The sequence below is a fragment of the Paenibacillus sp. PastM-3 genome (genome assembly GCF_029893965.1).
GTDB lineage: Bacteria > Bacillota > Bacilli > Paenibacillales > Paenibacillaceae > Paenibacillus_AQ.
In genome coordinates, this window is sequence record NZ_JARXXP010000003.1 from 444,878 (window position 1) to 458,762 (window position 13,885).

The following is a 13,885-nucleotide window of genomic DNA, read 5'->3' on the forward strand; positions in this document are numbered from 1 at the left end:
ACTTTGAGAGAGAGCGGGAGGAAATAACACTATGGAAGCTTTTAAACAATTAAACGGAATCGTTGCCCCGGTTGACCGGGTAAATGTTGATACAGATGCTATTATCCCTAAGCAGTTCCTGAAGCGGATCGAACGGACCGGGTTCGGACAGTTCCTGTTCTATGAATGGCGTTTTGACGAGGCGGGAAATGACAATCCTGCTTTTGAGATGAACAAGCCGCGATACGAGGGAGCATCTGTGCTGATCTCCCGGGCCAACTTCGGCTGCGGCTCCTCCCGGGAGCACGCTCCATGGGCGATTATGGACTACGGCTTCAGAGTGGTAATTGCACCTTCCTACGCCGACATTTTCTATAATAACTGCTTCAAGAACGGTATCCTGCCGATCAAGCTGTCTGAGGCTCAGGTTGATGATCTCTTTAACCGTACAGCTGAGCATGAGGGGTATAAGCTGAATGTAGATCTGGAAAATAAAACGCTGAGCGATGATTACGGGCTGATCATCAGCTTTGAGCTGGATGAGCACCGCCGCCAGTTCCTGCTGCAGGGTCTGGATGACATCGGACTGACCCTTAAGCACGCCGACGAAATCGCTGCTTATGAAGAACGCCATGCTGCCAAGCTTTTCGCCAGATAAGGACAGTATAATCCGTTAACTTTACAAATTTTACACAAAACTTCTATTTCCGTGTACCGGAGATAGAAGTTTTTTTGCTATAATCGATATATTAATTGCCTGCACAGGCAACTTTTGGGGATTTCTGTCGTCTATAGCTTATCTGTGTGTTAGTAGTAGTGTCTATTATTTGCCAAAGGGAGAGTACAGGATGAGAAAAGCCGGACAACGGGTGTTATTACTATTGCTGCTGCTGCCGCTGCTTCTGCTGTCATTCGCGGCCCGGGAAGCCGCAGCAGCCGGAAGCGGTACAGGCAGGATTGTGATGGACAATCAGGAGCTTGCGCTCCCCCAGGGAATCAGCCTTGAAAACGTAAATGGAAGCGTTATGATTCCTATCCGGGTAGTAGTTGAGAACCTGGGCTTTGAGGTGCTGTGGGAACAAAAGACGAAGAAAGTAACGGTGCAGCAGGACGGAAAGACTGTTCAGCTGGCGGTGGGAAGTAAGACTGCTGAAGCTGACGGTGTAACCTTGTCACTAAATGCGGCACCCAAGCAGAACGGAGGAACGGTGCTAGTGCCGATCCGTTTTGTAAGCGAGCAGTTCGGGCTCAAGGTCGGTTGGGATAACAGCGACAAGACCGTCTATCTGAGCGGTGGACAGACGAGCGGTACTGCGCCTTCCGTTGACCCGCTCCCGGCAGCTACTGCAGCTCCGCAGCCTGCTGCTACGGCAACGCCTCAGCCTGCCGCCTCGCCAACGGCTGCACCCTCTCCAACAGCGGTGACAGGTCAGGACGATGACATTGCGGGCGGGGTTAACGGCCCGGCATCTACTCCTGTTCCGGGAAGTGCCGGCACTGTGGCTACCACACCTCAGGTGCTGGGAGCGGTGTTCAGTGAGAACCGGCTGATTGTAGCTGCGGCAGGAGGCGCCAAGCCTGCTGTATCCAGACTCAGCGGTCCTGACCGGATCATCGTTGATTTTGCGGGCGCATCCTTTGCCTCTGATTTTGTCGGCAGCCTGCCAAGCGTTGCACCGAACGGAACGCCGCAGGGCAAGCTTGATGTCACCGGGTATCCGCTGGTTACGGAGGTAAGATATGCGCTGTTCAGCACGAGCCCCTCTACCGTCCGGTTCGTGATCCAGACCGTGGGCAGCCAGCCTTATCAGCTGAGCACCGACAGCAGTACAGGACTTGTAACGATTGATCTTAACACAGCAAACAGCGGAGGCACTCCTGCAGCCGGCACGGGGAGCTCTGGTAAACCTGTTGTCGTACTGGATGCCGGACACGGCGGCAAGCAGCCGGGGGCAGTGAGCCCGGGCGGCAAGCTCGAGAAGGATGTTAATTTTGCGGTAGCCAATAAAGTCGGTGCCCTGCTTGCCCAGGACGGCAAGGTAGAGGTTGTGTACACACGCACGACCGATCAGACCCTTGGTCTGCAGGACAGGGTTAATATTGCCGAGGCTGCCAAAGCCAATCTGTTCATTTCATTTCATGGTAATTCACTGGATGTAACCTACCCAAACCGGGACAAGGTTAACGGCAGTGAAACCTATTATTCAAGAAGTGAGAGTCTGCCGCTGGCCCAGATTTTACATAAGCATCTGGTAGCAGGGACCGGCTTTAAGGATAACGGTGTCCGGAGCAAGAGTCTCCACGTGACCCGTGAGACAAGCATGCCGGCAGTGCTGCTGGAGGTTGGGTATCTGACCAATCCCGGCAATGAAACGGCAATGTTCACTGAAACGCTGCAAAATAATCTGGCACGGGAAATTGTGGCCGGAATCTATGAATATCTCGGATTATAACCTTTGAAAAGGCTGAGGAAATGTGGGGGATGCGGATGTTTTCTGGAATTAATTCGCAACTTTTAAGCTGGATAGGCGTCTAATCAATGTCGAAGGTTGTCAGTAGCCAGGTCATCACGAACGCCATTATCTGGCGGAATACTAGATTCTTAGAGGTGAAAGATGAAGAAATTTGCTTTTACACTGTTGTTGATGCTCTTTGTACTGGTGTTGCCGGAGCATGGACAGGCTGCCGCCGCGAACAACAAGATTTTTCTTGACGGAAAGGAACTGACTGCAGGTCAGAGCGCTCCGGTCGAGAATGTGGGCGGATCCGTGATGGTGCCGCTGAGAATGATCTCCGAGAATCTCGGCTACAAAGTAGACTGGGATCAGGCCAGTAAGACGGTCACGATCGGGCAGACAGGCACTACAATGAAGCTGGTTGTAGATCAGACCGCTGCTTCCGTTAATGACAAAACCGTAGTGCTCACTAATGCGCCTTTGAACCGGAACGGGACTACACTGGTGCCTATCCGGTTTATCAGCGAACAGTTCGGGCTGACTGTCAGCTGGGACAACGATCAAAAGATTGTAACTCTTATTACCCCCGAAACCGGCGGGAATAACACAGGCTCAGGGGGCGGAGCCGCTGACGGCGGGTCGACCGTAGTGGTACCTCCGGCAGAGCCGGCAAAGAACCTGACAATGGTGAACGGTATCAGCTTCAATGAAAACCGGCTGACGATTGCCATGGAGGGAAATGCGGTACCTAAGGTATCCAAGGTAAGCGGACCGGACCGGGTCGTAATTGATCTGGAGAATGCCACATTCTCTGATCTGTTCGGAACCGGGCAGGTGCTGAATCCGGATCTCAGCGGCAGTCTTGCCGTAACGGGTTATCCGGATGTGACCTCAATCCGCTACTCCCTGTACAGTACCAGTCCTTACACGGTACGTTTTGTAATTGATACGACCAGTGCCAAGAATTATTCCGTTGAGGTTTCAGGCGATACCTCAAGGCTGGTTGTTATTGATCTGAATGCAGTCAGCACAGACAATCCGTCAACCCAGCCAGGCAACAACGGCCGGAAGCTGGTTGTGCTGGATGCCGGCCACGGAGCCAAGGATTCAGGGGCTGTAGGCGTGACAGGGAAATACGAAAAGAATTTTAATCTGGCTATTGTACTAAAAGCAGCGGAGCTGCTCAAAAAAGAAAATAACATTGATGTTGTGCTGACCCGCAGCGATGATACCTTCCTTGAGCTGAAGGACCGGGCGGCGATGGCCAATAACCTTAACGCGGATCTGTTTATTTCCGTGCATGCGAACAGCAGCGGCTCATCTGCCGCAAGCGGTACAGAAACGTACTACCAGCGGGATTCCAGCAAGTCGCTGGCAAATGTAATGCACAAGTATCTTGTGCAGGCCACCGGACTGAGCAACCGCGGGGTGCGTTACGGCAATTTCCATGTTATCCGTGAAACCAAAATGCCTGCGGTTCTCCTCGAGGTTGGCTATCTCAGCAACAAAGGCGATGAGGCACTGCTGTTCACAGAAAGTTTGCAGAATAAGGTGGCAGCAGGCATAGTCAGCGGAATCAAGGAATATCTGGGATTGAAATAGCAGCCACGCGGCAGATAAGGGCCGCAAAGTCTTGTCTGGCCTCTGCAAGGGCGGTCTGACCAGGCTTTGCCTTCCTGTCTGCCCATATTCATCTATAGGGGGTAATGTTGATGAACAAAAAATTAACGTATGCAGCAGTTTCTGCTGTACTTCTGATGCTAATTGCCGGCTGCGGGGATAAACCGACTGCGGCTCCGGCTGCCGAAGCAGCGCAGAACAACACTGCAGCGGTAAGCGGAGCTGGAGGGAACGCCGGAGAAACACCGGATAACGGGGCTGACAACAGCGGCGGAGAAATCGTGGCGCCGTCTACTGCTCCTCAGGCGGAACAAAGCCCGACTGCGGCTGCAACAGCTGAACCGGCCCAGCCGCAGAAGCAGAGCCAGAGCATTGAGGTATATTACACCGACCCTCAGCAGATGGATCTGGTTACAGGCGCCGCAACAATCAGCTTTGCAAATGATACAGAGAAATATACCGAAAGCTTCAAGGCGCTGCAGACCAGCAGCAATGCGGAGCAGGTGTCGCTATGGGGCGGCATGGAGCTGAAATCGCTTGAGTTCAAGGACGGTCAGGTCACTCTGGATATTCATAAGCCGGATGAAGCGCAGCTGGGCGCCGGCGGCGAAGCGATGGCGATCAGTGCCCTTGCGAAGACGTTCTTCCAATTCGCGGATGTGAAGGCTGTCGAGCTTCTGGTTGACGGTGAGCAGGTGGAAAGCCTGATGGGACATGTCGATCTGGAACATCCCCTGACAAGAGAGAACAGCGGCCTGTAACCTCCGGTGCAGGAAACAAGACACAGGCCGGCGAATCACTAACGGAATCATATTTGGGATACAGAGAGGGGAATAACGCATTGTCCGGTCAAAAAAGATCAAAACATACTCTTAGAGCTTATTCTGCCCAGGCGGCTTCTGCTGTTCTGGCCGGCGCCATCGCGTTTGGCGGAGCAGGTGCGGCGTTTGCGGAGACTGCAGCTGCCCCAACCACTACTTCGGCGACAACAACGCAAGCCGCAGCAGCGGCAGGCAGTATTTTCAGCGATGTGAAGACTGGCTTCTGGGCCGAAAAACATATCTACAAGCTGGCTTCACAAGGAATTGTGGTCGGCAACAACGGGCTGTTCCGTCCTGGAGATTCCGTTACCCAGCAGGAAGCTGTCCTGATGGCTCTGCGGTTTATGAAGCTGAACAACAGCGCAGATACAACAACAGATGTTGTCCTGCCGTCGAATTTTCAGGTCAATAACTATTATAAGCCTTACGTTGTGCTTGCCTTCCAGTCAGGTTTGCTGGACAAAACAGTAGAAATGGCTGCGGACAATCTCAAAACCTCCTGGGGAGAGCGCAAGGCTTCCCGGGAATGGGTGGCTGAGCTGCTAATCCGCGCACTGGGGAAAAGTCCGGAAGCGGCTGCGGCTGCAAACGAACCTACGGGGTTCGCTGATGATGCCAAGGTCTCGGCCAATAAGCGCGGCTATATCAATGCTGCGGTAGATCTGGGGCTTGCAAACGGGCTGGACGGTAACCGCTTTGATCCTCAGGGTGCAGTAACCCGCGCACAGCTGGCGACTTTCTTCAGCCGGGCAGAAGCGCATAATTCACTGCAGTATGACAACACGGTTTCCGGTACCATTAGCGCTTTGAAGGACGGCAAGCTGATGCTGTACAGCAACGGCACTAATGCTGTTTATAATCTGAGTGCATCAACCGCCTATTTTACAAGTGCCTCCGAAGCGAGAATCGGCCTGAATGATGTTCAGCCATATACTAAAGTTACGGTTATCGGGGCAACCTACAATGCCGTCTATGTAGAGGTTACTAATCCAGCGCAGCAGATCGAGAGCGCCGAAGGTACGTTTGCCAAGGTAACACCAGGCGTGATCTGGGTGGATTCCCCAACGGGATATGATCAATACAGCTATGATGAGAACACCGTTTTTGTCGACGTAAATGATGCTGTGATTAATGCTTCAGCGGTGACTGCAGGGAGCAAAATCAAGCTGACACGTGAAACCTACAGCGGTTCCCGGAAAGTGGTCAAGCTGCAGGTGACTTCAGGCATTGTTAACAAAACCGCTGCCGGAACGATTCAAAGCGTTGATACTGCAGGCAAAAAAATCACCTTCAGGAATGCAACCGGAACAGTAGAAACCTTCAGCTGGGAGGATGGCAGCACACTGTTCAGCTCACAGAGCGCAGTACTGCAGCCTGCCGATCTTAAGACCAATTCTGCTGTGAAATATACGGTTAAAAATAATATTCTGACTGCAGTAGAAGTAACCTCTGCAGCAGAACGGACAGTCTCCGGATACATTATGGAGCTGACAGGCTCAACCATTGTATACAAAAAGTCTGACGGTACACGTGAGGTTAAGCTGCTCGCGGCATCGCCGGCTATCGTGATACCTAATGTAACCAGTCCGGCCGCAGCAGATCTTATTGCCGATGCTACCGGAGGGGACAACGTTCAGCTGACACTGAACAGCAGCGATCAGGTTACCATGATTGAAGTGACCAGCCGTCAGATCGAACAATACAGTGGTGCAACGGTGGTCGCTTATAATGCCAAAACCCAGCTGCTTACCTTTACGGACAGCAGCAGCAAAGCGCATGTGGTGCAGTTGAATGCCAGCACCAAGCTTGCTTATGACGGAGTTGCCTCTCCGACGCTGGCAGGCATTGCCTCCAGACTGACGGAAGGCCGCAAGGTGGATGTGAATGCCGTCGGTGACCGCGCCTTGTCAGTAGAAAGTACCACGAAGTATACCGGGACACTGGCCTCACTAAACGCCACTGCACGGACGCTTGTACTGAATCTGGCTAACGGCCAGTCGCTTACACTGCCTTATCCGGTGAGCGTTGATTATTTCGGCAGACCATCGGCCTCCATTGCTGATGTATCCGTTAACAGCCAGGTTACAGCAGTGCTTTCCGGTGGTCAGGACGTGATCTCGGTGCTGCGTGTGCAATCTGCTGCGCAGCTTGAGATTACTACGCTGAACAGTACTGCAAACAAGCTGGGTGTAAAATGGTCTGGAGGTACAAGCGAACTGTACACGCTGACTGTTCCAATGACTAATGAAGCAGGCCAGAACATTAGCATCAGTGACCTGAAGGTGGGCGGCTTCATCAACGTGAAGTTTGACGGAAGCACACCCGTCTCGATCCAGTCAGTGAAGCTAAGCAGCGGTCAGGTAGCTGCGGTCGATGCTGCGGCAGGAACGTTGACTGTCAAGGATTACACAGGAGCTTCACAGACCTTTACGGCCGGAAGCGGTGTACGGGTAGTCCGCGACGGTGTGACGACAACCTCACTGGGCAATGTGACAACGGCGGACCGGGTGGAAGTGCGGAAGGATTCGGATGGCGTTGTTCTCATCCGTGTACTGACCCAGCTCAGCAAGGTATTCTCACGGGTGGATGCAGCGACCAATGAGCTTCAGGTCAAACGTACCACTCTGAACGATGTATACCGCTATACGCTTGCGCCAAATGTATATATTCATCAAGGTGACACGACTTTATCCGTGCAATCTCTCAAAGAAAATGATAATATTATAATGTATTTTAATAATGAAGTTGTGGTTGAAATTGTGAAACAATAATGTTATGGTGGATTTCCGTGTGAAACACCGTCTTGACGCAGTGGATAGACTGACTGCGTCAGGACGTTTTTTTTGAAATATAAGAAGAGGTAAGCTTCTCACCGGATGTATCCTTATATTTCTGCAGATTATGAGTGGATACGCTCGCATGTAAACTTCGAGTGTAAATACTCCGTGGAGGGGACGCTATGAAAGCCGCAGAAGTCCGCCACATTCTGGATACAATTGGGGACTTGTTTCCTGATGCGCATTGCGAGCTGAATCACAAGAATGCCTTCGAGCTTACGATTGCCGTATTGTTATCAGCCCAATGTACGGACGCAACAGTAAACAAAGTGACCGTGGACTTGTTTCAGAAGTATCAAACTCCGCTGGACTACGTTTCCGTTCCCCTGGAGGAGCTGGAGAATGATATCCGGCGCATTGGATTGTTCCGCAACAAAGCCAAGCATATTCAGAATCTGTGTTCGATTCTGATTGAGCGGTACGGTGGGGAAGTGCCGCAGGCGCATGATCAGCTGGTGACCTTACCCGGTGTAGGACGTAAGACAGCCAACGTTGTGGTGTCCAATGCATTTGGAGTACCGGCTATCGCGGTAGATACGCATGTGGAACGTGTAGCCAAGCGGCTGGCGCTTGCCGGCTGGGAGGATTCCGTGCTCGAAGTGGAGAAGAAGCTAATGAAGGCGGTGCCCCGTGAGGAATGGACACTCACGCATCACCGGCTGATTTTTTTCGGACGCTATCACTGCAAGGCACAGAATCCGGCATGCCCTGTGTGTCCGCTGCTCGACGTATGCCGGGAAGGTAAAAAACGTATGAAAACCGCAGCAATCAGGAAAACTAAGACTGAGGCGGGAGCAACAAAGAAGTTAGAGATGAAGAAGAGGATGGGATAGAGATGAAGTGCATTTCTGTGTATACCGATAATTTTGAGACTTTTTCCGATATTTTCGACCGTGTAGTAGAAAGTCCGCTTGAAGAAAATGAAGAGCAGGAAGTGGAAGGCATCACAATCAGCCATTCCGGCGATGTGCCTGAACACTATCTGGAGCGGATGTCCCAGAAGCCGGAGGTTGTCGTTATGAAGGACAAGTCCCGCGGTCTGACGATTCTCCAGCACGGCAAGGTGTTTGAAATTCTGCTTCCGGTTCTGGAAACAGCGTAATATTCATTTGCAACAAGAGCCGGCCCGCAAGGGCCGGTTTTTATATACCCTGACACCGGAAAGTGAGGCCTTAATTCTATATGGGAGATAAATCTGCAGCTGCGTTAAAGTCAGACCAAATCGAATCCTTAAAATCAATGAAATCAACCGTTCGAAAGCTCGAAAACGCCGTAAGCCAAATGACCGAAAGCGGCGCAAATACAACTCTGGTAAAGAAACGGCTCCATGCTGTCAGTGCGGGCTTAGCGCTGCTTGAAAATGCCTGGGAGCAAAAGCCCCATTCGTACACCCCTGAAGATTTAGCAGAGGCCCGCAAAGTTCTTCAAGGCTTAATACTGTCCGTTGAAAACAGTTACGCCAAGTCAAAAGCCGGCAGTCCGCAAAGAACGCTCCTGGAAAGAAGGCTAGTGGGGTTAAATCAGGCCGTTCAGGCGATAGATGATTCTTCCGCAACGCAGGCAGCTGACTCTAAATGAGTCATTTAACTGCAGTTTGTACATCTAAAACCATTGGATTTTTGTTATTTGTCCGCATAAGTGTATTTTGTACAGCTATAATTGGCCGGAAAGTCCGAATTGAGCTTTTTGGGAGCAAATAAGTGTACGGAGTACATTTATTATGGTTTTTTTAAGAAAAATGTGTTTTTTAGCTGTACAGAGTGCAGTTATTTTAACTGGCAACTATATCTATTGAACGGGAAACTTAATGGACCCATTAGTGATAAACTCCCCCAATAAAAATGTGGGGTGAGTGATTGTACAAAGTACAGGAGAAGCATCTTACCTCTCGACTTACCGATACTATATAGCTTGCGGGTTTGCTATTACAGACAATTAACTCAAACCGTGCATCATACTCCAAAAACCAGCCTTGAGCTGACAGCCTGCATAACTTCCTCAAATCCGCCTCTTAGGTATGTGCCAAATTCAACCCTTTAAAATACCTATTTAATTTGCTTAGCACTTTTTTTCAAATGAAAAGTTGTCTTTGGATGGAAGCTGTGCGATATACCTATGCCGGGTCATTGGCAATCTCCGTTCCATTTCAAGCGCAAGAATCTGTTCTCTCGTTTTGTAAGGGATTATAGCTGATTTTGTAAAACGTGATGATTTGATTTGTGACAGACAGGTGATAGAATGTAGGTAATCTGCGACCGATTAAATTTGAAATAATATGTTTTGAAGTATAGCCGGGATGCAATCCATCAGCAATTCAGTCAACCATGCATGATTCCGGGTAATTGAAAGCGGTTATTTACAATAAATGGACATATCCTTATTGAAGTACATAGTTATATAGCTGGGGAAATTTAAGGAAATGGCGGAGGTGGGCACTTGTGCGGGCAGAACAGACGAAGCTGGAACAGAACCAGAATCAGAACCAGAACCAGAATCAGGTAAAGGACTCATCATTAGCCTCATTTAAAGAGCTGATGGATCAGTGGGGGGAAGCTGAAACAGCCAGGGTCATTGCGGATTTGCAGAGTAAAGAGCAGAAGGATGAGCTGACGATTGCTTTTTGCGGACATTTCTCTGCAGGAAAGTCCAGTATGATCAACAAGCTCTGCGGCAGTAACGTACTGCCTTCAGGTCCGGTTCCGACCAGTGCCAATATCGTGTCGATCCGTTGCGGGGAGCCGCGTGTTAAGCTGTATCCCGTGCCGGTCCAGAAGGAGATTCCGGTAATCCCCTGGGAGACTTCACCGGACCAGCTCCAGGAATACTGCCGCAGCGGCGGTGAATACTCAGCCATTGAGGTGTGGGACAAGGTTACGATCCTGGGGGCGCACGGCGTGCTTATGGATACTCCGGGAGTTGACTCTACCGATGACGGTCATCAGGCGGCGACCCGTTCGGCGCTGCATTTGGCCGATGTCGTCTTCTATGTAATGGATTATAATCATGTGCAGTCCGAAAATAATCTGGCCTTCGCCAAAAATCTCAGTGACTGGGGTAAACCGCTGTATCTTATTGTCAATCAGATCGACAAACACCGCCAGCAGGAAATTACAATCGCAGAATACCGGCAGCAATTGGAAAGCGCTTTCGATGCCTGGGGCATTCAAGCGGCCGGACTTTTGTTCACCTCCTTGAAGGTGGAGGAGCATCCGCTGAACCAGTGGGAGGAGCTGCTGAAGCTGATAGCCGCACTGGTGGACCGGCGTGAGGAGCTGCTGCAATACAGCCTGTCCCGGTCAGCCCATCATATTGCAGAAACGATTGTAACCGCTTATGCGGAAGAACAGAGTGAGCAGCGGGAACAGCTGAAGGCTGAAACGCAAGGGGCAGATGAAGCGGAAGTGCAGGCTGCGCTTAAGGCATTGGCAGGGGAGCAGGAAGCTCTTGCCGGCCTGCAGGAAGAGTCGCGGCATCATCTGCGGAGCATGCTGGATACCCTGCTGGGTAACCTCAACCTAATGCCCGCGGATGTCCGGGAGGCGGCTGGTGCTTATGTGGAGAGCCTTGCTCCCGGATTCCGGCGCGGGCTCCTGTTCACTGCCGGCAAGCGGGAGAAGGAGCAGGAGAAGCGGCTTGCCTCCTGGCATAGCCTGCAGAGCCGGGAAATCTCCGGCCAGCTGGATTGGCACCTTCTGCAGGCGGTGCGTGAATGGGCCGAAGGCCTGGATATCTGGGAGGACGGGGCTGAGACCCGTCTGAAGGACAGCTTACCGGCGGTGAGCCGCGAGTGGCTTGCGGCGCAGGTGAAGCCGGGAACGGCCGGCAGCGGCGAGGCGCTGCTTAACTTCTGCCGCGCCCTGGCGGCAGAGATCAAAGCGCAGTACCGCCGCGCAGTACTGGCGGCCGGCGATGAGCTGCTGGCGAAGCTGCCGCCGCTCATTGCTGAGCGGCAGGGCGCTCTCGCGCGCCGCGAAGCCGCCCTGCTGCGCCAGGCGGACGCCGCAGCTAGACTCGCGGCGCTTGACCGCGCGGCGGACGCCCGCGCGGCAGCCCTTGCGGCGCTGCTGCCGCAGCGCCGCGCCCTTACCCCCGGTGCCTTGCCGGGGGTAAGGGCAACTGCGAACGCGGCCGTGCCGGAGGCGGCGCCGCGTGAAGCACAGCCGCGCCGCAGCGCCGCGGCTGGCCCTTCCGCCGCCCCGGCCTCTCCGGCGGCGGGGTCGCCGGCGGGCGGACGCCGCCGGCTGGGCAAGGCCGCAGCGGTGCTGGACGCTGCGGCGGAGCTGCTGCGCGGCGAGCCGGCGATGGCCTCGGCGGCGCGCAGCCTGGCGGCGCGGGCCCAGACCATCGCCGCCGGCCGCTTTACGCTGGCGCTGTTCGGAGCGTTCAGTGCCGGCAAGTCCTCCTTCGCCAACGCCCTGCTGGGCGAAGACGTGCTGCCGGTGTCTCCGCATCCCGCCACAGCCGCCGTCGGGCGCATTCTTGCGCCGGAGGGTGAATACCGGCACGGGGATGCCCTCGTAACAATGAAATCGCAGCAGGAATTCTGGGATGATATTGTCCATTCGTTTCATGTGCTGCAGCTGCCGGTGCCGCAGCGGGAGACCTGGATCTCCGTCGCAGCTAACCTGCAGGCCGGCGGCCTGCATCCGTCGGCGCTGCCGCATATCGGTTTCCTGCGGGCTGCAGCGGCAGGCTGGCAGAAGGCGGAAGCGCTGCTCGGTACGGTGCGGACGGTGGACCTGCAGGAATACCGCAGTCTGGTCGCAGACGAGACACAAGCCTGCTTCATACAGGAGACGGATTTGTACTATGACTGCCCGCTTACCGCAAGCGGCATTGTCCTAGTCGATACGCCGGGGGCGGATTCCCTGCATGCCCGCCATACCGGGGTAACCTTCGGCTATATGAAGAATGCCGATGCCATCTGCTTCGTGACCTATTACAATCACGCCTTCTCCAAGGCGGACCGGGGGCTGCTGGCCCAGCTCGGCAGAATTAAAGACAGCTTCGCACTGGATAAAATGTTCTTTATCATTAATGCCTCTGACCTGGCCGGAAGTGAGGAAGAGCTGGAGGAGGTCAAGGCGCATGTAGCCGGCAACCTGCGCGCAGGCGGCCTGACCAAGCCGCGGATTTATGCCTTATCCAGCCTGCTGGCTCTGGAAGGCAAAACAGGACTCGACCGCAATCGGTATGAAGCGTCACGCTTTAGCAGCTTTGAGGACGCGCTGGCCCGGTTCGCCGGCGGGGAGCTGCCGCAGCTGTCGCTGCACGCCGCCAGGGACAGCATAGCTTCGGTGCGGCAGCAGGCCGAGGAATGGCGGGAGCTGGCAGCTGCCGAGGCAGGCAGACGGGAAGCAGGGCTGCAGGAGCTCCAGGCCCGTAAAGAAGCTGCCGGCAGGCGGCTTGCCCTGCTGGCGGCGGAAGAACGGCCGGCCAGTGATCTGCGGCGCGAAGGTGCAGAGCTGATCTATCATGTCGGCCAGCGGATCAGCTTCGCGCTGGGACGGTTCTTTCAGGAATCCTTTCATCCTTCCCTGCTGCGTGAGGATGCGCGTAATTTGAAGGAGATCTTTACCGCCTGCGGGCGGGAGCTGGAACGTACACTGCAGCGGGAGCTGGAGCAGGAGCTGTGGGCCACGACCTTACGGCTGGAGGCAGCCGGGAGGCGGCTTGCCGGCCAGGCTACCCTGGCAGCGGCAGAGGAACTGGCTTTATCCGTCCGGGGTCTGCTGGAGAGCGGGCAGGAGCACTGGGCTGCGCCGGAGAAGCTGGAGGCCCGGCTGAGCCCGCTGGACTGGCCGGCCTTCTGGAGCCGGTTCAAATCACCGCGCCATTTCTTTGAAGGCCCGGGCCGTTCAGAGCTGCGTGCGGAAGCAGAGCCGCTGCTCAAAGAGGCTGTCACCAGGGCGGCTGAAGCGGAACAGAAGCTGTTGCTGGACTTCTATGCTGATGCCCTGAACTCGGAATTAGGCCGTGCTGCATCCACGCTGCAGGAAGCCTTGCAGGAACGGGAGGAAGCGATGTCAGAGCTGCTGAGAGGGGGTGATTCAGCGGAGCACTGGAGTGGAATTGCCGCACAGCTGCACCGGCTGGAACAGTCTTTCGGAGAACTTCTCAACAATGATCTGTGAAGTTTGTAGGAAAATGTCGAAGAACACTTGCAAATTAA

The 13,885-nt window shown here is 53.9% G+C and carries 9 protein-coding genes; all 9 read left to right on the plus strand.

The genetic code is table 11. The features are described from left to right. The first annotated feature begins 31 nt into the window (after positions 1-31). Entirely contained in the window at positions 32-637 is a 606-nt protein-coding gene (leuD, locus tag M2108_RS08740) for a 3-isopropylmalate dehydratase small subunit (RefSeq protein WP_277468358.1), read from the plus strand. Positions 638-827: 190 nt separating this feature from the next. Continuing rightward, a complete protein-coding gene (locus tag M2108_RS08745; RefSeq protein ID WP_277468357.1) occupies positions 828-2,432 on the plus strand; it encodes an N-acetylmuramoyl-L-alanine amidase family protein in 1,605 nt (534 codons plus the stop codon). Positions 2,433-2,594: 162 nt separating this feature from the next. After that, the gene (locus M2108_RS08750; protein ID WP_277468356.1) at positions 2,595-4,037 is read left to right on the plus strand and encodes an N-acetylmuramoyl-L-alanine amidase family protein; all 1,443 of its coding nucleotides are present in this window, start codon (positions 2,595-2,597) and stop codon (positions 4,035-4,037) included. 110 nt (positions 4,038-4,147) lie between these two features. Next, positions 4,148-4,816 carry a GerMN domain-containing protein gene (locus M2108_RS08755; protein WP_277468355.1) on the plus strand — a complete coding sequence of 223 codons (669 nt, stop codon included), beginning with the start codon at positions 4,148-4,150 and terminating at the stop codon, positions 4,814-4,816. An 80-nt stretch (positions 4,817-4,896) separates the two neighbouring features. Further along, on the plus strand, positions 4,897-7,647 hold the full coding sequence (locus tag M2108_RS08760; RefSeq protein ID WP_280767971.1) for an S-layer homology domain-containing protein: 2,751 nt from the start codon (positions 4,897-4,899) through the stop codon (positions 7,645-7,647). A gap of 188 nt (positions 7,648-7,835) precedes the next feature. After that, complete coding sequence (nth, locus tag M2108_RS08765; RefSeq protein ID WP_277468353.1) at positions 7,836-8,546, plus strand: endonuclease III; 711 nt, start codon at positions 7,836-7,838, stop codon at positions 8,544-8,546. A 2-nt stretch (positions 8,547-8,548) separates the two neighbouring features. After that, a complete protein-coding gene (locus tag M2108_RS08770) occupies positions 8,549-8,815 on the plus strand; it encodes a hypothetical protein (RefSeq protein WP_042178089.1) in 267 nt (88 codons plus the stop codon). An 80-nt stretch (positions 8,816-8,895) separates the two neighbouring features. Further along, positions 8,896-9,291 carry a hypothetical protein gene (locus M2108_RS08775; protein WP_277468352.1) on the plus strand — a complete coding sequence of 132 codons (396 nt, stop codon included), beginning with the start codon at positions 8,896-8,898 and terminating at the stop codon, positions 9,289-9,291. Between the two features lie 860 nt (positions 9,292-10,151). Beyond that, positions 10,152-13,847, plus strand: a complete 3,696-nt coding sequence (locus M2108_RS08780) for a dynamin family protein (protein ID WP_277468351.1) — start codon at positions 10,152-10,154, stop codon at positions 13,845-13,847. The last annotated feature ends 38 nt before the right edge of the window (positions 13,848-13,885 follow it).